The organism is Corynebacterium sp. LaCa_23 (assembly GCF_058182375.1).
Map to the genome: position 1 here is coordinate 207782 of NZ_CP190825.1, position 20241 is coordinate 228022.

General features: G+C 62.5%; 23 protein-coding genes. 18 read left to right on the forward strand and 5 right to left on the reverse strand.

All coding sequences use genetic code 11. The annotated features are described in order from the left end of the window. The first annotated feature begins 54 nt into the window (after window positions 1–54). From ACP8IT_RS01040 to ACP8IT_RS01055, 4 genes are all read left to right on the forward strand, one after another. Window positions 55–378 (forward strand): WhiB family transcriptional regulator, encoded by a 324-nt coding sequence (locus ACP8IT_RS01040; protein ID WP_005276491.1) that lies wholly within the window; start codon window positions 55–57, stop codon window positions 376–378. A gap of 90 nt (window positions 379–468) precedes the next feature. Further along, the gene (sp36, locus tag ACP8IT_RS01045) at window positions 469–627 is read left to right on the forward strand and encodes a Sp36 family protein (RefSeq protein ID WP_126318073.1); all 159 of its coding nucleotides are present in this window, start codon (window positions 469–471) and stop codon (window positions 625–627) included. Further along, the gene (locus ACP8IT_RS01050) at window positions 628–1086 is read left to right on the forward strand and encodes a RidA family protein (protein WP_005280879.1); all 459 of its coding nucleotides are present in this window, start codon (window positions 628–630) and stop codon (window positions 1084–1086) included. Between the two features lie 18 nt (window positions 1087–1104). Next, window positions 1105–1920 carry an MBL fold metallo-hydrolase gene (locus tag ACP8IT_RS01055; RefSeq protein ID WP_023028172.1) on the forward strand — a complete coding sequence of 272 codons (816 nt, stop codon included), beginning with the start codon at window positions 1105–1107 and terminating at the stop codon, window positions 1918–1920. A gap of 87 nt (window positions 1921–2007) precedes the next feature. Here the strand turns inward: ACP8IT_RS01055 and glxR are convergent, their stop codons facing one another. After that, entirely contained in the window at window positions 2008–2691 is a 684-nt protein-coding gene (gene glxR, locus ACP8IT_RS01060) for a CRP-like cAMP-activated global transcriptional regulator GlxR (protein ID WP_005276495.1), read from the reverse strand. 343 nt (window positions 2692–3034) lie between these two features. Between glxR and nth the strand changes: the two genes are divergently transcribed. The 4 genes from nth (at window position 3035) to ACP8IT_RS01080 (ending at window position 6240) form a co-directional block, all read left to right on the forward strand. Further along, window positions 3035–3688: an endonuclease III gene (gene nth, locus ACP8IT_RS01065; RefSeq protein ID WP_490290228.1), complete on the forward strand. Its 654-nt coding sequence runs from the start codon at window positions 3035–3037 to the stop codon at window positions 3686–3688. Window positions 3689–3692: 4 nt separating this feature from the next. Further along, window positions 3693–4283 (forward strand): TlpA family protein disulfide reductase, encoded by a 591-nt coding sequence (locus ACP8IT_RS01070; protein ID WP_490290229.1) that lies wholly within the window; start codon window positions 3693–3695, stop codon window positions 4281–4283. Further along, window positions 4280–4981: an NUDIX hydrolase gene (locus ACP8IT_RS01075; RefSeq protein WP_126318081.1), complete on the forward strand. Its 702-nt coding sequence runs from the start codon at window positions 4280–4282 to the stop codon at window positions 4979–4981. Before ACP8IT_RS01070 ends, ACP8IT_RS01075 begins: the two co-directional genes overlap by 4 nt. A 62-nt stretch (window positions 4982–5043) precedes the next feature. Beyond that, window positions 5044–6240 carry a MarP family serine protease gene (locus ACP8IT_RS01080; RefSeq protein WP_490290230.1) on the forward strand — a complete coding sequence of 399 codons (1197 nt, stop codon included), beginning with the start codon at window positions 5044–5046 and terminating at the stop codon, window positions 6238–6240. Window positions 6241–6303: 63 nt separating this feature from the next. On the opposite strand, the gene ACP8IT_RS01085 is transcribed toward ACP8IT_RS01080, so the two are convergent. Beyond that, complete coding sequence (locus ACP8IT_RS01085; protein ID WP_490290231.1) at window positions 6304–7212, reverse strand: alpha/beta fold hydrolase; 909 nt, start codon at window positions 7210–7212, stop codon at window positions 6304–6306. Window positions 7213–7290: 78 nt separating this feature from the next. Further along, window positions 7291–7794, reverse strand: a complete 504-nt coding sequence (locus ACP8IT_RS01090; RefSeq protein ID WP_023028175.1) for a phage holin family protein — start codon at window positions 7792–7794, stop codon at window positions 7291–7293. A 126-nt stretch (window positions 7795–7920) separates the two neighbouring features. Here ACP8IT_RS01090 and ACP8IT_RS01095 point away from each other — a divergent pair, with 126 nt between their 5' ends. From ACP8IT_RS01095 to ACP8IT_RS01130, 8 genes are all read left to right on the forward strand, one after another. Further along, window positions 7921–8637, forward strand: coding sequence for an oxidoreductase (locus tag ACP8IT_RS01095; RefSeq protein WP_490290232.1), 717 nt, complete (start codon window positions 7921–7923; stop codon window positions 8635–8637). A 350-nt stretch (window positions 8638–8987) separates the two neighbouring features. Continuing rightward, window positions 8988–10058 (forward strand): septum site-determining protein Ssd, encoded by a 1071-nt coding sequence (gene ssd / locus ACP8IT_RS01100; RefSeq protein WP_490290233.1) that lies wholly within the window; start codon window positions 8988–8990, stop codon window positions 10056–10058. Then, complete coding sequence (locus ACP8IT_RS01105; RefSeq protein ID WP_490290234.1) at window positions 10055–11257, forward strand: TadA family conjugal transfer-associated ATPase; 1203 nt, start codon at window positions 10055–10057, stop codon at window positions 11255–11257. The genes ssd and ACP8IT_RS01105 overlap by 4 nt, the downstream gene beginning before the upstream one ends. After that, window positions 11250–12029, forward strand: coding sequence for a type II secretion system F family protein (locus ACP8IT_RS01110; RefSeq protein ID WP_490290235.1), 780 nt, complete (start codon window positions 11250–11252; stop codon window positions 12027–12029). The genes ACP8IT_RS01105 and ACP8IT_RS01110 overlap by 8 nt, the downstream gene beginning before the upstream one ends. Beyond that, window positions 12026–12649: a type II secretion system F family protein gene (locus tag ACP8IT_RS01115; RefSeq protein WP_490290236.1), complete on the forward strand. Its 624-nt coding sequence runs from the start codon at window positions 12026–12028 to the stop codon at window positions 12647–12649. Before ACP8IT_RS01110 ends, ACP8IT_RS01115 begins: the two co-directional genes overlap by 4 nt. Window positions 12650–12707: 58 nt before the next feature. Next, window positions 12708–12911, forward strand: coding sequence for a DUF4244 domain-containing protein (locus ACP8IT_RS01120; protein ID WP_005276515.1), 204 nt, complete (start codon window positions 12708–12710; stop codon window positions 12909–12911). A gap of 33 nt (window positions 12912–12944) precedes the next feature. Next, window positions 12945–13259, forward strand: a complete 315-nt coding sequence (locus tag ACP8IT_RS01125) for a hypothetical protein (RefSeq protein ID WP_005276517.1) — start codon at window positions 12945–12947, stop codon at window positions 13257–13259. Then, complete coding sequence (locus ACP8IT_RS01130) at window positions 13252–13575, forward strand: Rv3654c family TadE-like protein (protein WP_284611201.1); 324 nt, start codon at window positions 13252–13254, stop codon at window positions 13573–13575. The genes ACP8IT_RS01125 and ACP8IT_RS01130 overlap by 8 nt, the downstream gene beginning before the upstream one ends. Here ACP8IT_RS01130 and ACP8IT_RS01135 read toward each other — a convergent pair. After that, complete coding sequence (locus tag ACP8IT_RS01135; RefSeq protein WP_490290237.1) at window positions 13572–15941, reverse strand: DEAD/DEAH box helicase; 2370 nt, start codon at window positions 15939–15941, stop codon at window positions 13572–13574. The genes ACP8IT_RS01130 and ACP8IT_RS01135 overlap by 4 nt on opposite strands. 180 nt (window positions 15942–16121) lie before the next feature. Between ACP8IT_RS01135 and ACP8IT_RS01140 the strand changes: the two genes are divergently transcribed. Continuing rightward, window positions 16122–16325 carry a cold-shock protein gene (locus ACP8IT_RS01140; RefSeq protein WP_005276524.1) on the forward strand — a complete coding sequence of 68 codons (204 nt, stop codon included), beginning with the start codon at window positions 16122–16124 and terminating at the stop codon, window positions 16323–16325. 15 nt (window positions 16326–16340) lie between these two features. Here the strand turns inward: ACP8IT_RS01140 and ACP8IT_RS01145 are convergent, their stop codons facing one another. Continuing rightward, complete coding sequence (locus ACP8IT_RS01145; protein ID WP_023016600.1) at window positions 16341–16979, reverse strand: DedA family protein; 639 nt, start codon at window positions 16977–16979, stop codon at window positions 16341–16343. Window positions 16980–17225: 246 nt separating this feature from the next. Between ACP8IT_RS01145 and topA the strand changes: the two genes are divergently transcribed. Further along, on the forward strand, window positions 17226–20231 hold the full coding sequence (gene topA / locus ACP8IT_RS01150) for a type I DNA topoisomerase (protein WP_490290238.1): 3006 nt from the start codon (window positions 17226–17228) through the stop codon (window positions 20229–20231). Window positions 20232–20241 lie beyond the last annotated feature (10 nt).

Genomic DNA, 20241 nt, shown 5'->3' on the forward strand with positions numbered 1-20241 from the left:
ATAGACTCAGGCCTCGGTACATAGTATTCCGTCTGGGAAGGAGAACACTCACCCATGACCGTTCGAGTGAAGACTGCGGGAATGTCCAATACAGCCCGAAATCCCGAGCGTGGTGAGTGGGTCACTCAAGCAAAGTGCCGCAATGAGGACCCAGACGCATTATTCGTGCGCGGCGCTGAACAGCGCAAAGCCGCCGTCATTTGCCGCCACTGCCCAGTATTAACGGAATGCCGCGCAGATGCCCTTGATAACCGCGTGGAATTTGGCGTGTGGGGCGGGCTGACCGAGCGCCAGCGCCGCGCGCTGCTGCGCAAGAACCCCCACATCACAGACTGGGCCAATTACCTGGCTAAGGGCGGCGAACTCGTCGGCATTTAAGGCGCTCACAGGTGTGACTTCCCGCGCGGTACCGGCAGCGCTGCGCAATTGAGGCGGCATAAGTCGTATTAAATCGCTAGAATGAGCGCCATGACTAAATGGGAATACGCAACCGCACCAGTACTGACCCACGCCACCAAGCAGATCCTTGACTCTTGGGGCGAAGACGGATGGGAATTGGTCTCCATCACCCCTGGCCCGAACCCGGAGAATGTGGTGGCCTACTTCAAGCGCGAGGTGGCAGAGTAAATGAGCTTTTCCGCTCGCTTGAAAGAGCTAGGGGTGGAGCTGCCGGGCGTCGCTAAGCCGCTGGCTTCTTATGTGCCGGCGCTGCGCGTGGGCAACCAGGTATGGACCTCTGGCCAGCTTCCGTTGGTGGATGGCTCCCTGCCGGTGACCGGCAAGGTTGGCGCTGAAGTCACCACGGAGCAGGCCCAGGAACAGGCCCGCACTGCCGTGCTCAATGCCTTGGCCGCTGTCGATGCAGAGATCGGGCTGGACAATATCTCCCGCGTGATCAAAATCGTTGGCTTCGTGGCCTCGGATCCCGGCTACGAGGATCAGCCAGCGGTGGTCAACGGGGCATCGGATTTCATTGGGGAGGTATTCGGCGAAGCTGGCACGCACGCTCGTTCTGCAGTCGGCGTTGCGGCCTTGCCAAAGAACGCCCCGGTGGAGATCGAATTGATCGTAGAGATCGCTGAGTGATCGGATAGGCTGGTAGGCATGGAGCACCCCGCATATAGTCAATTGCGTCCCGTAAGCCAATCCGTTGGCGTAGTTCTTTGTGATAATCCCAGCTATACCGCCCTCGAGGGCACGAATACCTGGATTATTAGTGCCGCTGAAGACTCCCGGTCGATCGTCGTGGACCCGGGGCCGGAGGATGAAGGCCACCTCAACGTTGTGCATCGTCATGCTGGTGAGGTGGCTTTAATTCTGCTTACCCACCGCCACGATGACCACGCCTCTGGCGCGCAGCGGCTCCGGCAGATGACTGGCGCGCCCATCCGCGCCTTCGATCCCAGCTATTGCAATGGCGCGGAGGCGTTACAGAAGGGTGAGATCCTGACTTTGGAGGGCATCACCCCGCAGCTGGAGGTCCTGCACACGCCGGGCCACACCGCGGACTCCACGTCCTTCTTCGTGTGGAGCGGGGAGGTGGAAAATTCCCGGCTAGAGGGCATTATCACCGGCGATACCATCGCGGGGCGCCACACCGTTTTGCTTTCAGAAACGGACGGAGATTTGGCCGATTACCTGCACGCCTTGGACGTGTTGGAATCCCGCGGCAAGGATGTTCCGCTCTTCCCAGGCCACGGTCCGGATTTGGAGGATACCTCGCAGGTGGCGCGCAAGTACATTGATCGCCGGCACTACCGCTTGGATCAGATCCGGGAAATCCGCTCCCGGCTGGGCGATGACGTGGATCTGACCACCTTGGTCAATGAAATGTATGACGATGTGGATCCGGTGCTGCGCCATGCCGCAGAGCAGTCCACGCGCACTGCGTTGAAGTACCTCGACGGTACTGACAACTAAAGCGCTGCGCGGCAGGTCACCGGCTTAAAACACTTATTCCCTCCACCTTCGGTGCTATGCACGGAGGATGGAGGGAATTTTTTGGTTTTAGCGCGCGCGGCGGGCGAGGTGCTCGGTATCGACGATGAGCACGGACTTGCCCTCGAGGCGAATCCAGCCGCGGTGGGCGAAGGTAGCCAGGGCCTTGTTGACGGTCTCGCGGGAAGCGCCGACCAGCTGGGCAATCTCTTCCTGGGTGAGATCGTGGTTGACGCGCAGCGCGCTGCCTTCCTGGACGCCGAAGCGGTTAGCCAGCTGTAGCAGGGTCTTGGCAACGCGGCCGGGCACATCGGTGAAGATGAGGTCCGCCAGGTTGGCGTTGGTGCGGCGCAGGCGGCGGGCCAGCACGCGCAGCAGCTGCTGGGCGATGGCGGGGTGATCGCTAACCCACTTATCCAGCAGCTCGGAGTTCATGGTGGCGGCCTGGACCTCGGTCACACAGACGGCGGACGAGGTGCGCGGGCCCGGATCGAAGATGGAGAGCTCACCGAACATATCGGAAGGGCCCATCACAGTCAGGAGGTTTTCGCGGCCATCCGGGGCGTGGCGGGCGAGCTTAATCTTGCCGGAGGTGATGATATACAAACGGTCACCGGGCTCGCCTTCATCGAAGATGGTGGTACCGCGCGGGAAGCGCACTGTCTCCATCTGCTCGAGAAGATTCTGCACTGCTACGGGATCAACGCCTTGGAAGATTCCGGCGCGGGAGAGGGTGTCCTGTACGCCTTCCACGTTTTACTCCTTGGATGTCGACTGCGATAAGTCACTAAAGTGCTTGGGCCACATCCTTTTGCGGGCTCCAGGGAGGCACGCTAATGCGGAACAAGCGGGGTCAATTTTTTAGCGTACCCCATTTTACAGTGCAGTTCGTCACTTTTGGGTACTGCCCCTTGTTTCGTTCACATAACAGAAATGGGAGCACTTACGACCCTAGCGTTACAGCCAGCGGGTTTTCTGCTAATCCGCGAAGACAATCGCTTCCAATTTTTCCATGAGGAGGGCAAAAAGGGCGATGCCAAGCGGAACGAAAATAACAAGTGAAATCATGTATTCCTATCCTACTAAGCTTGGCGGCATGAGTTCATCACTGCCGGCCACCGCGGCCCCGAGCAAGAAAGCGCCCGTCATTAATGAGCGATTGGCAGGCGAACACCCCGATGCGTGGTGCGAGCTCGATTTTGACTCGCCCCTCCAGCTCTTGGTGGCCACGGTGCTTTCCGCGCAGTGCACGGACGCGCGCGTGAACTCGGTAACCCCTGAGCTGTTTCGCACCTATCCCACCGCGGCCGATTATGCGGCGGCTAGGAGGGAAGATTTGGAGGCGATCCTGCGGCCGTTGGGGTTTCAGCGGGCGAAGGCGGGGCACCTCCTGGGCATCGGCGAGCGCCTCGTCTCTGAATTCGGCGGCGAGGTGCCACAGACCGTAAAGGAACTGACCTCCCTGCCTGGGGTAGGCCGCAAGACGGCGCTGGTGGTGCTGGGCGATGCCTTCGGGGTGCCCGGCCTTACCGTGGATACGCACTTTAGCCGGCTGATGCAGCGCCTGGAGCTGACGGGGGAGAAGACGCCGGTGAAGATAGAAAGGGACATCGCCAAGCTCATTGCAGAGGAACAGTGGACGATGTTTTCCCACCGCGTCATTTTTCACGGCCGGCGGGTCTGCCACGCCCGGAACCCGGAGTGTGGGGATTGCGTGGTGCGGGATCTGTGCCCGGCTGCATTAAGCTAGCGGTATGAAAAAATACGTCTTCGGCACCGTCATTGCGGCCATTGTCATCGCTGTCCTCGTGGTAGTGGGGGTCATGCAGCTGCGTGGGGATGACACCGGCGCGGATGAATCGGCGCAGGCCCCTGGCATGGAATCGGGCGCGGCGGACGGCCAGGACGTAGCCGAGCGCCCAGATTGCCCCGCGGGCCCCATCGCCGGGGTGGATCTGGAATGCCTGGGCGGCGATGAGGCAGGTCAAGGGGAGAAGGCGGATGAGGGCATTACCATCGCCAATGTGTGGGCGTGGTGGTGCGAGCCATGCCGCGCGGAATTGCCCCACTTGGACGAGGTGGCAGAGTCCCACCCGGACTGGAAGGTCATTGGAGTGCACGCGGATAAAAACGCCGCCAACGGGGCCGCGTTCCTCAATGACGTGGGGGTAGACCTGCCGAGCTTCCAGGATCCGGATAATAGCTTCGCGGGCACGCTGGGCCTGCCGGGCGTGGTTCCCGTGACCGTGATCCTCCGCGATGGCGAAGTGATCAAACAGGCGGCCCAGCCGTTTACCTCTGCGGACGAGATTGAAAAGACGGTCAAGGAGGCGCTTGCCGGATGAGTAAAGTATGGCCCGAATACACACCCGAGTGGATAAAACCCGCGCTGGGTGTCGATACGAGTCAGGTGCAAGAGCTCATTGGTAAGCGGCAGGCCTCGCAGCTCAATGGCTCCGAGGAAGAGGTGCCAACCAAGCGGGAAGCCGCGGTGCTGATGCTACTGAGCGGGAACAGCGTGGAGGATGGCGAAATTTTGCTCACGCACCGCTCGCCGTCCATGCGCTCGCACTCCGGCCAGATTGCCTTCCCGGGCGGCCGGCGGGATCCGGGCGATACGTCGCTGGTTGATACCGCGCTGCGGGAGGCGTGGGAGGAAACCGACCTGCAGCGCCATACGGTCACGCCCTTAGAGCAGTGGGAGCAATTGCACATTCGCGCCACGGGCAATCCGGTCAGCCCGATTTTGGCCCATTGGAAGCAGCCGGGCGAGGTCTATCCCGCAAGCCCGGCGGAGACCGATGATGTGTTTTTCGTCCCGATTAGGGAGCTCATTGACCCCCGCAACCGCCTGCTGGTGGGATTTAAGCAGTGGCAAGGCCCGGCGTTTTATGCCAATGACTACGTAATTTGGGGGTTTACTGCCGGGGTGCTGGCAGCATTATTGGATCATTCTGGGTGGAGCGTACCGTGGGATAACAATTCGGTCATAGACCTGCGTGACACTCTCAAAAAGTCCCGCAATAATGAGAAGATGTCCTAATTGCCCGCGCGCTTGAGGCGCCGGGAGACGCACGAGATTTCGATAGAGAAAGAACCAAAGCCATGACTGCTGCGCTCATTGTTGACGGCCTGATTGTGCTTGCCGTGTTAGCAGCATTGCTCAGTGGTTGGCGCAATGGTGCGCTCGCCGCGGTGCTCTCCGCCATCGGCGTGGGCGCGGGCCTCGTGGTGGGCATCGCCGTAGCCCCCAGCGTATTGCGCACAGTAGACGAGCCTTCGCTGCGCCTGCTCCTGCTCGTGGGCATCCTGGTTTTGCTGGTGGGCATCGGGCAGATCATCGGTTCTTCCTTGGGCACCAGCGTGCGCGATCGCATGAAGGCGCGCAGCACCCAACGAATAGATTCGCTCTTCGGCGCGGTCTTTCAGTCCTTCATCGCGCTCATTGTCATCTGGATGATTTCCATCCCCGTGGCCACCAATCTGGGCGGTTCCGCGGGGCAGGGTCTGCGCGATTCCCGCATCCTGAGCAACCTCAACGCGGCCGCCCCGCCGCGCCTGGCTTCCCTTCCCAATGGCGTGGCGGCGTTGCTCAATGAATCGGGCCTTCCGCCCCTGGTTTCGCCGTGGGAAAAGTCCATCAGCGGCGAGGACGTCGAGGATCCAGCCCCTGACGTGCAGGACCCGGAGCTGGTGCGCAGCATCCGCCCATCCATCATTCACGTGCTTGGCGATGCCGAAGAGTGCTCCCGCCGCCTCTTGGGTTCCGGTTTTGTGGTGGACAACGACTATGTGGTGACCAATGCCCACGTGGTGGCCGGCACCCAAACGGTGAGGTTGGATACGAAGCTAGGCCTGAAGGACGCCACGGTGGTCTACTACAACCCAGAGGTCGATATCGCCGTCTTGCGGGCGCCGGACCTGGGCATCCAACCCTTGCCGTGGGCGCAGCAGCCGGCCCAGACCGGCGACGATGCCATGGTCATGGGCTTCCCACACTCTGGCCCCTTTAATGCGGAAATGGCCCGGGTGCGCGATCGCATCACCATCGCCGGGCCAGATATCTACTCCCAAGGCCGGGTAGAGCGCGATTCCTATACGGTGCGCGGCAATATCCAACAGGGCAATTCCGGCGGCCCGCTGGTCAATACCGCGGGCGAGGTCTTGGGCGTTATTTTCGGCGCCTCAGTGGATGATTCTGAGACCGGATACGCGCTGACCGCAGATGAGGTCATCGGCCACATTGGGGATGTCACCCAATTGCAGCGCCCAGTAGAAACCGGCGAGTGCGTGGCGCACTAGCTTTCGTACTAGATCCGCGTGGGGTATGTCTCCCCACGCGCCGCCCTACGCGCCCCATGCGCCCTACGCGTCGAGCCAGCGGCGCAGCTCGTCGACGAACTCCTCGGGGGCCTCGAGGAAGGGCAGGTTCTTGGCCCCTGGGATCGAGGTGGCGCTAAACCCCGCGCGGGCGCGCAGGGCCGCCCGCTGGATGACGGGGTTCCACAGGCGCTGTTGGGCGTGGATGAAAAGGACGGGACGCTTGACGCTTAATTCGGACCAGTTCAAGGGCACCACGGCGGTGCGCATCCGGTGATTCCACAGGATCCCGCGGCGCACCTTGCCAATCTGGGAGGCGCGCAGGCGCAGGGCAAGGATGGACTCTAGGGTGGCATCGGCAAGCGCGGGCCCCGTATCCAAACTGAGCTCCTTGCGATAGGCCCGGGGGCTGAGCAGCAGGGTATTCGCGCGGGTGACCTTGGGCAGGTGGCAGAGGAGGGAACGCAGAATCATCCACCCAAAGTCCCAGGGGCGTGCGGCGATGGCGCGGCGGATATCAACCGGGTGCGCGGCCGAGACCGACACCAAGCCGCGCACGCGATTGGGGCGCTCGGCGGCCAGGCACCACGCTACCGCGCCACCGGTATCGGCGCCGACGATATAGGCATCCTCGTGGCCCAAGGCCTGAATGAGGCCATCCAGATCCCCTACTAGGGTGCGGATATCTTGGCCGGGATCGATGGGCGGCTTATCGGACATGCCAAAGCCGCGCATATCCACCGCGGCGACGTGGTAGCCGCACTGGGCGAGGGGCCCTATGACCTCCTGGAAATCGAACCAGCCGCCAAAAGCGCCGTGAATAAAAACGACGAGGGGATCGGCGCTATCGCCCGCTATGGCCACGTGCAGGCGGATGCCCCGGGTGTGGACAAACTCGTGCGCAAAGGGTCCTTCCAGCTCAACCGTGGAGGGGGGAAGTGGTGCTAAGGCCATGGAGGGCAAGGCGCCTTTCTATGTGTACAGAAAATCCGCCCCAGGAAAGGCTGAGGCGGATCTAGTCGTGCGTGCGGTTTAGGTATACAGGCCGTGAGTATCCTTCCGGTCCAGCGACTTCTGCGCCTTGCCCGGAATCAGGTTCTTGAGTTCCTTGGTGGAATCTATGGTCTTCTGCGGCGCCTTGACCTTCTTGACGTTCTTGACGCCGAGCAGGGCGAGGGCGCCGGCAGCCACGATCATCACGAGGAAGACGATCAAGAAGGCAGCCCAGCGCTCTAGCCAGAGCGCGAGGAGCTCAGCGAGGAAGAAGAAAAAGAAGAAGGAGCTGTACAGCGCGATGGTGCCGGCCGCACCGAAGAAGCCGGCGCCGATGCCGCCCTTCTTTGCGGACTGCGCCAGCTCCGTCTTGGCCAGCTCTACCTCAGAGCGCACGAGCTGGGACATCTGCTCGGTGGCATTGGAGACCAACTTGCCGATGGAGGTTTCGGAGGACGATGCATCAACATCGCTCAAAGGAATCGAATTAACCTTTGGTGCGAATTGATCGGTGCCGTCAGTAAATAATCCATCGTTGCTCACGATTAATTCTCCTCGTTTTCATCTAAACCTTGTAACGGCCCCAATGATAATAGAAATAGCGCGATTCCATGGTGTCACGCCAACGATAGGGGGCCTTCGGGGCTCGGGACGTCTAGGGCTATCCTAATGTATATGCCAGAAAATGACGCGTTATCCCCGCTTTTTCGCCTTCCGGGGGTGAAAGAAGGTGCGGAAAAGGCTGCAGCGGCCATCGCGCGCGCCCACCGCAGGCCCGCAGGGTTGCGCAGGTATGAGGTCATCTCCGCGGAGTCCTTGATGCGCGGGGCGCGCGCTAGCGTGGCCTTGGATGGGCACGCCATCCCCCCGCATCCTGGCCCAGGCGATGTGGAAAGCGGTCCGCTCGCCGGCGCGGTCAGCGCGTATTCCGTAGCGGCACCTGAGGTGGTGGATTCTACCGTCCGCTCCTTTGCCCGCGCGCCGCTGCAAGTGCTCGCGCGCATCGACGTCGCTGCCGGCGGCAACGGGATTCCCAGCGGCGATAGCGCGCGCTTGCAAGGCTTGGCGCGCCTGATTGCGCAGGGGAGCGGCCCGGCATTCCGCGATCTTTTGCCAAGCGTCGTGCATGCCGAAATCGCGGCAGGCGAATTCTTTGGCCCGCGCAGCGGCGTGGTGGCGCGGGTTGCCGCCCGCCTGGTCGCCATACACACCGGCTTCGATCCCCGCGGGTTCGCCGTGCCAGAGGTGTATTTCCACCGCCATTCCACGGCCTACCGCGAGTGCCGCGCGAGCTACCGCGACAGCCCCGGCGAGGTGGTGCTTTTTCACCTCTCCGCCTGGGAGGTAGGCGGCAAAGAAGCCGATGCCATCGCCCGCGCGGCCTAACCGTAAGCCCGTACCCGGTAGGCGGTGAACATCCATTCGGTGCAGGTCAGGACCGTGCAGGTAGCTTATTTTTCTTAGCTGTTGTGATCGGGTAATGAACGTGTCATAATAAGCGGTGCAAGGCCCCGATATACAGTGTGGCCTGCCCCGGCTCGCCCCCCGAGGCCGGGTTACTGACGGCCCGCGCGCACCCCCCGATGCGCGGGCCGTCACCTATATCTACGGTTATCCACAAGGCTTTGTTGAAAATGCAACTAACCGAGCGCTAAGTGGTAGCTTTCGCGCTTTTATCCACAGGCGGGAAGTCACGTCTCTAGTGCTGGTGGCGCGGGTGCTTCAGGCTAGGGGGCATGAATACAGCACAGTCTCGCTCCACCATCGTCGTTGCTATAGGCGAGGAAGCCTTGCACGCCGAGGCGGTCCATGCCGCCGCCGCGACCAGTCACGAGGTCATTACGGTCACCGATCCCCGCGATATTCCGCGCAGCCTCGCCGGGGCCTATACGGTTCTGGTTGATGCGCTTATGGCGCGCGTTATCGCTTCGGCCCAAGCCGCACAGGCCACTCCCGTCCCGGTGCTTTTCCTCGCCGCGGACCCAGGGCCCATTGATTATGAGGCGGCGCTTGCCTGCCATGCGGACCGCGCCTTTATAATCCCCGCGGAAATTAAAGACCTGCTGGCGGCAATCGCCCAGGCCGCGCACCCACCGGAAGACCGCCCCGGTACCGCCACCATCGCGGTGGTGGGCGCCAGCGGTGGGGTAGGCACCTCCACCTTTGCAGCGGCCCTGGCGCGATCCCACTGCACGGCGGGTGAGCAGGCGCGGGCGCTTCTTATCGATGCCACTGCGCACTCCGGCGGCCTCGATCTCCTCCTCGGCGTGGAAGCTTTGCCAGGCGCTCGCTGGCCAGAGCTCAATATTGGCGATGGCAGCATCGATGCCGCCGATCTCTACCGCGCCTTGCCTTCTACCGCCGATGGCATAGCGGTGCTATCCGCAGCGCGCAGTACGGTGAAAGACACCTTCACGCTAGATGCCACGCTTTTGGCGGCGGCGACGTCTGCGGCACACGCGGGAGAGGGCTTGTGCGTGGTGGATTGCACGGCGGAAAATATCCCTGCTTCCTGCACGCACGTGGTGCTGGTGGTGGCAGCGGAGGTGCGCTCGGCAGCGGCGGCCGCACAACTCATCCTGCGCCTGGATGAGGCGCGGCGCGACATCGTGGTGGTCCTGCGCCAACGGCAGTGGGCGGCTCTCAGCGCACCCGAGGTAGAAGACATCATCCACCACCGGGTCAGCGCCCAATTGCCCACCGTGCGCGGGCTCACCCGCAGCATCGAGATCGGTGGATTACCGGCCCGGCTCCCCGCGGCGCTTGCTAAGACCGCCCGTGCGGTGCGCGAGGAGGTAGGGGCATGAGCGCGGCGATGGATAGTTCGGCCGAAACCATGGAAAAGACCATGGAGAAGATGCAGCGCGTCATTGCCGCCGAGCCGGATCTGGTGCACGACGCCTCTAGCTTGGCCCGGCGGATCCGCGAGGAAGCAGGGGTTATCAGTGACGTCGCCGTGGTGGATCTGCTCCGGCGCTTGCGCCAAGATGCCACCGGCATGGGGCCACTGGATGCCTTATTGGCCCGGCCGGGCGTGACCGATGTCGTGGTTAACGGGCCCGAAGACGTCTTTATGGACCGCGGTGAGGGGCTCGAGCGCAGCGATATCACCTTTCGCAACGATGGGGAGGTGCGCCAGCTCGCTTCCCGGTTGGCGGCGGCCTCGGGCACGCGGCTTGATGATGCCCAGCCTTTTGCCGATGGCCGCGTCACGCGCCCCGATGGCGTCGTGCTCCGCGTGCATGCCCTTTTAAGCCCACCCGCCGTGGGCGGAACGTGCATTAGCCTGCGCGTATTGCGGCAGGCGCAGACCACCTTGCCGCAGTTGGTGGCCAATGGCACCGTGCCCGAAGACATTGGCCAGCTGCTTATCGCGATGATGAAAAAGCGAGTGTCCTTCCTCGTTATTGGCGGAACCGGTTCCGGCAAGACGACGCTGCTCTCGGCGCTTTTAGGGACCGTATCCGAGCGCGAGCGCATCGTGGTCATCGAAGATACGGCGGAGCTATCACCCCACCACCCGCATTGCGTGAGCATCGTCTCGCGCCGGGCAAACGCTGAAGGTAGCGGGGAAATCACCATGGCGCAATTGCTGCGGCAGGCGCTGCGCATGCGCCCGGACCGCATCGTCGTCGGTGAAATTCGCGGCCCAGAGGTAGTCGATCTGCTCGCTGCACTGAATACGGGCCACGATGGCGGAGCGGGTACCTTGCACGCCAATTCCCTCTTTGAGGTACCCGCCCGCATGGAGGCCCTCGGCGCGCTCGGCGGCCTGGACCGCAGCGCCCTGCACTCGCAATTGGCGGCCGCCGTCAGCGTGGTTCTCACCATGGAGCGCACGCCACACGGACGGCGCCTGGCCCATATCGGCGTCTTAGAAGGCAATCCGGTCACCCCGCGCATCATCTGGAGCGCAACCGAGGGGCCCGCGCCCGGCTTTGCGGAATTCTCCGCTTCCCTGTTGGAGGAACAGCGCGAAGAAGAAGGGGATCAGGCGGATGCTTAGCTTCTTATTGCTCGCCGCAGCCCTCTTGCTGTCTGCGCCCTCGAGCGCGGCCCGCATCGCCGGAAAGGGCAGCCGTATAAAGGCCAGCTCCTTGGTCATCTTGGGTGCCGTATTCTGCGGCAGCTTGGTCTTCTTCTCGGTCGGGCGGATGAGCATTGCGGTCGCGGCAGCGATCATCGCATGGTGCGTGTCGTGGTATATCAAGGACATCATGGCCGCCCGCGCGCGCCGGCGCGGCCGCGAGGCCCTGGCCGGATACTTCGGGGTCGTCACCGCTGACCTGCGCGCCGGGGCAACCCTTGCAAGCGCGCTATCGCGCGGGGCGGAGTCCCTACCCGTAACGACGCCGCGGGATATGAGCGCGGCCTTAGAATCCACCGCTACTGCGGCGGCGCGCGGCGCGCCCCCACACGTGGCGCTCTCAGGAGCCCATGCGGATGCAGAACTTACCCGGTTAGGCCACCTGCTCGAATTATCTACTCAGCATGGCATCGCGGTGGCCAGCCTCTTTGAGCAGGCCCAAAGCCGGATGGATGCGCTGCGTCGCCACCACCAATCCACCGCGGCCGGGCTGCAAGGACCCCAAGCTACGGCGACGGTCTTGGCCTGCCTTCCCATTGCGGGCATCGCCATGGGCGGGGCGATGGGGGCCAATTCGCTGGGCTTTTTGCTCGGCGGGGGAGTGGGCGGAATCCTGCTGGTCATCGGGGTGGGGCTTGCCTGCGGCGGTTTTGCTTGGTCCCGCGTCATCATCAGGAAGGCGGCACCATGATGGCCTTTATCTGCTTAGCGCTGGCCGTGCTCGTTGGGCTGCCGGCCGCCAAGGGGCGGCTGGGACCGGCTATGGAACAGAACGCAACGCAGCACACGGCGAAGACCCCGCGCGCCGGCCCGACGAAGCGCGATGGCGCAACAGTGCGCGGGGGATTGATGAGCAAACTCCAGCCCTCTACCACCGTGGATCCACTCCTCGTGGCCGGGGATATCGAGCTTTTCGCAGCTTGCCTGAGTGCGGGCCTGACGGTGCACGCCGCTGCTACGGCAGTCGCGCGTACGGCAGAGGCCGATACCCAGCACCTGTGGGAGACGGTATCCGCGCTCCTAGGAGTTGGCGTGCCCACGGAATCTGCATGGGACCACATGAAGGGCCATGCGGGATTAGAGGACGTGGCGGGGCTTGTCATCTTATCGGGCCAGTCCGGCGCCACCATAGCCGCCGGATGCACGCGAATCTGTACTTCTTTGCGCGCCGAAGCATCTGCTCACGCTACGGCTAAAGCAGAGCGCGCAGGAGTATTCATTGCCCTCCCGCTGGCGGTGTGCTTCCTGCCAGCATTCATCGTTCTAGGCCTCGCGCCCGTAGTGATCAGCTTGGGCGCGCAGCTTTTCTAGATGCACCATTTTTCACTTCTACTCAACCACCACACCTTTTAAGAAAGGACTCTCCATTATGTCTGCACTATTTATTAAGTACTCCCAGCTCACCCGCGCCCTCGTCCGCAACGATGAGGGGATGAGCACCATTGAATACGCCATGGGATCGCTTGCGGCTGCGGCACTTGCCGGCGTGCTGTACATGGTCATTAACGGCGGCGGCGTGGTCGATGCCATCGAGGGAATTATCACCGATGCGCTATCGAATACCCCGAGCTAACCGGGCGCACTAGAACACAAGAAAGGAGGAATCATGCGCACGGTAGTCGATGACGATGGTTCCGTGACCATCGAAGCCGCCCTGGCATTAAGCTCCCTCGTCCTCGTGGCGGCGGGCATCATCGGTGCGATCGCGACGATGGCGTCCTATATCGCGGCGGTGGATATGGCGGGCGCGGCGGCTAGGTCGCACGCCATCGGCGTCGAGTACCAACCGGCCCGCGAGGATGCCCGGGTGAGCGTGCGGGAAAGCGCGGGGCTTATTCGGGCATCGGTAAGCGTCGATGCTCCCATCGGCACCATGAGCGCGGAGGCGGTCTTTCCCGCGGAGGTGGCTGGCAATGACTAGCAAACTGCGCGGTGAGGACGGATACGCGACCATCGCTGCCACGGGAATCATCGTCGCCATCATCAGCTTATTGCTGGTCATCGCGGCGGTGGGGTCTCGCGTGACCGCGCGCCATGAAGCGCAGGTGGCCGCGGACCTTGCCGCGGTAGCCGGCGCGTGGGCCTTAGCCACCGGCCAGGATGCGTGTGCGGCCGCAGAAAGCACCGCGCGGGATAACGGCGCGATCCTTGAGGAATGCACTGACAATGCACCCGATATCATCGCCGTTGCCGCGGTGCGCGGCCAGAGCGCCACGGCCAAGGCGGGCCCTGTTTAAACCGCGGCCTCCTGCGTCATGGTGACGAGCGCGCCGAGCAGCTTGATGGCGCCGTCCTTGCTCAGTGGGTTATTGCCATTGCCGCACTTGGGCGATTGCACGCACGATGGGCACCCGGCCTCGCAGGGGCAGGAGCGCACCGCCTCAAAGGTGGCCGCGATCCACTCGGGGAAGCGGCGGAAGCCTTCTTCGGCAAACCCGGCGCCGCCGGGGTGGCCGTCGTAGACAAAGACGGTGGGAAGCGTATCCGCGTGCAATGCGGTGGATACGCCGCCGATATCCCAGCGGTCGCAGGTGGCGATAAGCGGCAACAGCCCAATGGCGGCGTGTTCGGCCGCATGGAGGGTGCCGGGGATATCGGCGGCGGTAATGCCCATCGCAGAAAGTGCCAGCGGGTCGATGGTATAAGCCACGGCGCGGGTGGTCAGCCGCTGCTCGGGGAGATCGAGGGGGATATCGTCGCCGATGGTGCCATCGGCAAGCCGCACCTGGTACCCGGTGACGCGGTCGGTGACCTCGACCTCCACGTCCGCCACCCACAGGCCCGGGGAATAATTGACCAGGTTATCGGCCTCGCGCACGATGCGAATATCCGTAGTAGAGCGCGGGGTGGTCGAATACTCGGGGGTCTCCGGGCGGGCGAGTGCCACATAATCGGATAGGAGGAGCTCCTCGATGACAAAACTTTCGCCCTGGTGCAGGTAAACCGCGCCGGGGTGGACCTGGCCGGTCGCGCGCGCTGCATCGATGGTGCCCAGTAGCCGCCCATCTGAGGCATCCACGATCATGACCTCCTCGCCCGCACCGCCGCGCAGCGATACCGCCGAGTGGGCGGTTTCCGGCGAGAGCTCCTCCGCGCTGGAGGCGGGAATGGGCACGGCAAACCACCCGCGCTCCCGGCGGCGCACGAGGCCTTGCTCCGCAAGCTGGTGGATGACCGCGCTGGCACCCCACTCAGCAATGGTGGCATCATCCAGCGGTTTTTCCACCGCCGCGCAGTAGATATGGCCAAAGAGGATATAGGGGTTCGTGGGGTTAAAGACGCTTGCTTCCACCGGTTTTCCCAGTAGCGCATCGGGGTGGTGCACCAGGTAGGTATCCATGGGTTCATCGCGGGCGACGAGCACCACGAGCGAGCCTTGCCCGCGGCGGCCCGCGCGCCCGGCTTGCTGCCAAAAACTGGCCACCGTGCCCGGAAAACCAGCGGTGACCACGGCATCGAGCCCGCCGACGTCGATGCCCAGCTCGAGGGCGGAGGTGGTGGCGACGCCTAAAAGGGAGGCATCGTCAAGCGCCTGCTCCAACCGGCGGCGGTCCTCGGCCAGGTAGCCGGCGCGGTAGGCGGCGATGCGCTGCGCGAAATCCGGCCGGCCCAAACTGCCGGAAAGGGTCTCGGCGGCTACCATCGCCACGACCTCGGCGGAGCGGCGGGAGCGCACAAAGGTCATGGTCCGGGCGCCTTCCGCGATGAAGGTTGCCATCAACTCGGCGGCCTCCGTGGTGGCCGCGCGCCGCACGGGGGCGCCGTGCTCGCCCTCTGCGCCCTCCAAGAACCCAGGCTCCCAGAGCGCGACCGTGCGCGCGCCGGTGGGGGCGGAATCCTCAGTAATCGCGTGCGCCGGGCGGCCGGTGAGGCGCTCGGCATGCCGGGCCGGGTCATTCATGGTTGCGGAGGCATAAATGATGGTGGGCTGCGATCCATAATGCCGGCACAGGCGGAGCAAGCGGCGCAGAACCAGGGCCACATTGGCGCCGAATACGCCCCGGTAGGAGTGGCATTCATCGATGACGATGAACTCCAGGTGGCGCAGCACCCGCGCCCACCGCGCGTGCGCGGCCAGCATGGACATGTGCACCATATCGGGATTGGAAAACACCAGGCGTGAATGCTCGCGCACGCCTGCCCGCGACTCCTGGGGCGTATCGCCGTCATAGGGCGCGGGCACCACGTTCTTGAGCTCCGGAATCCCTCGGCACAGCTTGATTGCGGATTGCAGCTGGTCCGATCCCAGGGCCTTGGTGGGGGTGAGGTAGAGCGCGCACGCGGTCTGTTCCTCCGCCAGCCTGGTGAGGATGGGCAGCTGGTAGCCCAAGGATTTGCCGGACGAGGTGCCGGTAGAAATCACGGCGTCGCGGCCCTGCCACGCGCATTCGGCGAGCTCGGCTTGGTGCGCATAGAGCTTGCCGATGCCCCCATCCATCACCTCCTCCTTCAACCCCGGCAGCACCCACTCCGGCCAATCGGCGTAGCGCGCCCGCTTTGCCGGGAGCGTGGTGTGAAACGTCAGGGTGGACTCAGAAAGGCGCCGCTGGATGAGTTCTAGGAGCTCTTCACCAATGGGGTTATCGCCAGCCGGGTGAGACAATTTTTACCCCCTTGTGAGTTAAATCTATCGCTTTGGCGTGGAACGTGTCACACTGTTGACAGGCCAATGTTGTCTTGGTGCGGTTTTATACTTCACGGTACTGCTCGAGGACCCATTTACCGAATAACTACCGGCGCGGCAATCCGCGCTACCTCTTTAAGAAAAGGAACTCAGTTCACCATGACACAAGGAACCGTTAAGTGGTTTAACTCCGAAAAGGGATACGGCTTCATCGAGCGCGAGGACGGCGGTGGAGACATCTTCGTGCACTACTCCGAGATTCAGGGCAGCGGTTTCCGCACCTTGGAAGAAAACCAGAAGGTCAGCTTCGAGGTTGGATCCGGCCCGAAGGGCGACCAGGCGCAGGCCGTTTCCATTCTCTAAAATTCTCTAGGGTTTTTAAGCGCCGTAGGGCGTTTCGGCGTAGCCGCGGCGGGTATCCCACCACTCCATGATGCTGTTTTGGGCCTTTTGCAGACCCAAGCCGATGAAGATGGCGGCGATAATGCTGATGACCATCGCAAATAGTGGGGTATCGGAGAACGCCATGCCGCCGACATAACCAATGGCCAAAGCCTGGAATACCCAGAGCATCACGCCAATGGTGTCGAAGAAGAGGAAGACCGGCCAGGGAAAGCGCATTGACCCCAGCAAAATGGTCATAAAGAGCCTGGCCGAGGGGATAAAGCGGGCAATGATAATGGCCGCGCCGCCGCCGCGGCGCACATTGCGTTTTACCCAGGAGAGGGCCTCGTAGGCCTTCGTTCCTTTTTGAATGCGGTTAAGCAGCGGCATGAACCGCGTGCCCAGCAAAAAGCACAGGTTATCGCCCAACATGGCGGCTACGAGCGCCACAAAGAACATGGTGGGCAGGTGCGGAAATCCCTGCGAACCGGACCAAGCGCCGACCATATTCAGCGGGATTTCAGAGGGGAGCACTGGAAAGAAACAATCCCCGAAAATGAGCAGGCCCACGATGGGATAAACCCACTCCGTGCCCATGATGGCTTCAATCCACATGGTTACTGTGTCAACCATCTAATCCTCCACGGGGTGTGTTGTGGGTGTGCTATCGTCCCCAACAATGCTTTCACAGCTGCTGGACTTTCTAAAAAGGTCAGTATAGACCGGTTCGGTGGGGGTGCGAAGTGCCCCCTACACAGCCTTTTGGTATTACCGAGTATATGGTGCGAAGAACGGTATAAACCACCTGTGTACGCTAGGGGCGATTGCTGAAAGCGCACAAATTTTAATGTTCGCATCATCGAAAGGGATGAAGTCGAAGTGGCAGAAGCGGCCGAGCCGGGCAAAACTTTAGTGATTGTGGAGTCGGCAACTAAGGCGAAAAAGATCCAGCCGTACCTGGGAGATAACTACATCGTGGAGGCCTCCGTGGGCCATATCCGCGATCTCCCGCGGGGCGCTGCCGACGTGCCGGCGAAGTTCAAGAAGGAATCTTGGGCCCGCTTGGGTGTTAACCCGGAAGATGACTTCGCCCCGCTCTACGTCGTCAGCCCGGATAAGAAGAAAAAGGTCGCTGACCTTAAATCCAAGCTGAAGCAGTGCGATAGCCTCTTGCTGGCAACAGACCCGGACCGCGAGGGCGAGGCCATTGCTTGGCACCTGTTAGAGGTCTTAAAGCCCAAGGTGCCGGTGCGCCGCATGGTCTTTAATGAGATCACCAAGTCCGCCATCTTGGAGGCGGCGGAAAACACCCGCGATTTGGACTATGACCTTATTGATGCCCAAGAAACCCGCCGCATCCTCGACCGCCTCTATGGCTACGAAGTCTCCCCGGTGTTGTGGAAGAAGGTCATGCCGCGCCTTTCGGCTGGGCGCGTGCAGTCGGTGGCCACGCGGGTCATCGTCGAGCGTGAGCGCGAACGCATGGCCTTTATCTCCGCCGATTACTGGGATTTGCTCGCTACCCTGGACGCGGGGGCGGGCAGCGGCGAGGGCCCGTCGGCCTTTGACGCGCGCCTGACCGCGGTTAATGGGAAGCGCGTGGCTGTGGGCCGCGACTTCGACGATCGCGGAAACGTGAAGACCAAGGACGTCATCGTCATCACCCAGCCGCAGGCGGAGGCCTTGGAAAAGTCCCTGCAGGGCGCGGGCATGACAGTAGCCGGGGTAGAGCACAAGCCCTATACCCGCAAGCCTTATGCGCCGTTTATGACCTCGACGCTGCAGCAAGAGGCGGGCCGGCGCCTGCACTTTACCTCTGAGCGCACGATGCGCATTGCGCAGCGCCTCTACGAAAACGGCCACATTACGTATATGCGTACGGACTCCTCTTCGCTGTCCCAGCAGGGCTTGAACGCCGCGCGCAGCTCCGCTACCAGCATTTATGGTGAAGAATACGTCTCGGATTCCCCGCGCGTCTATGACCGCCGCGTGAAGAATTCGCAGGAGGCGCACGAGGCGATCCGCCCCGCCGGCGAGTCCTTTGCCACCCCGGGCCAGCTGTCTAGCCAGCTGGATGCGGAGGAATTTAAGCTCTATGACTTAATTTGGAAGCGCACCGTGGCCTCGCAGATGGCCGATGCCAAGGGCACCTCCATGAAGGTGGCGGTCGCCGGCACCGCGACCACGGATAATGGCGCCTATGATGTCGAGTTCTCTGCAACCGGCCGCACCATTACCTTCCCGGGTTTCTTGAAGGCTTACGGCGCCGACGAGGATACGAGCAAGAAGAGCGAGAACCGCCTGCCGCACCTGGAGCAAGGCCGCGATCTGAAGGCCGAAGAGGTCTCGGCAGAAGGCCACTCCACCAACCCGCCGGCGCGCTATACCGAAGCCAGCCTGGTGAAAAAGATGGAAGACTTGGGCATCGGGCGCCCGTCGACGTATGCCTCTATCATCAAGACCATCCAGGACCGCGGCTACGTGGTCTCGCGCGGCAACGCCCTGGTTCCCTCTTGGGTAGCCTTCGCCGTGGTGGGCCTCTTGGAGGAAAACTTCACCGAGCTGGTGGATTATGACTTCACCTCGTCCATGGAAGATGAGCTGGACTCGATTGCCACCGGCACGGAGGATGGCACGGACTGGCTCAACGGCTTTTACTTTGGCAACGCTGAGGCCAACGAGCACAAGGCGGCCTCCATTGCGCGGCATGGCGGGCTGAAATCGCTTATCGATGTCAACCTCGAGGCCATCGATGCCCGCAAGGTCAACTCGCTCAAGCTCTATACCGATTCGGAGGGCCGCGAGGTCTTCGTGCGCGTCGGCCGCTACGGGCCCTATATCGAGCGCGCGATCGGCACCAACGAGGACGGCAGCGTGGAATACCAGCGCGCCAACCTCTCGGAGACGGTGACCCCGGATGGGCTGAATGAACAGCTGGCGGAAAAGCTCTTTGCTACCTCGCAGGGCGGGCGCCAGCTGGGCGAGAATCCCGAAAACGGCCGCATGGTGGTGGCGAAGGAAGGCCGCTTCGGCCCCTATGTCACCGAGGTCGTCCGCGATGATGAGCGGGAGAAGGCCGAGGCGGAGGCCTTGGAGATCGTCGCCAAGGAGCGCGCCGAAGAGGATAAGCAGCGCGCCGAGGAAGGCAAGCGCGCCAAGAATTGGGAGACCAAGACGGCCGCGAAGCAGAAGGAAAAGATCATCAATGACTACATTGATGAGAAGCTGAAGCCTGGCACGGCCTCGCTCTTTAGCTCGATGGAACCGCTGACCGTCACGCTGGAACAGGCCCTTGAGCTGCTGTCCCTGCCGCGCGAGGTGGGCGTGGACGACGGGGAGATGATTACCGCCCAAAACGGCCGCTACGGCCCCTACCTGAAGAAGGGCACGGATTCGCGCTCGCTGGCTAAAGAAGAGCAGATCTTTAGCATCACCTTGGATGAGGCCCGCCGCATTTATGCGGAGCCGAAGCGTCGAGGCCGCGCGGCCGCACAGCCGCCGCTCAAGCAACTCGGCGATAATGACGTCTCGGGCAAGCCTATGACCGTTAAGGATGGCCGCTTCGGACCGTACGTCACGGACGGCACCACCAATGCGTCCCTGCGCCGCGGCGACGATCCGGAGCAGCTTACCGATGCCCGCGCCAACGAGCTCCTTTCCGAGCGCCGCGCCAAAGAGGCCTCTGGGGAGACGAAGAAGAAGTCCACGAAGAAGTCTTCTAAGAAGAGCACAAAGAAGTCGACGAAGAAATCGACGAAGAAGGCCACTAAGAAGGCGACCAAAAAGTCGAGCAAAAAGGCCACTAAGAAGGCAGCTAAGAAATCCAGCTCGAAGCCTTCGCCCGGCACGAAGAACGTGGTTAAAGCCGGCTCGCGGAAGAAATAAGCGCGGAAAT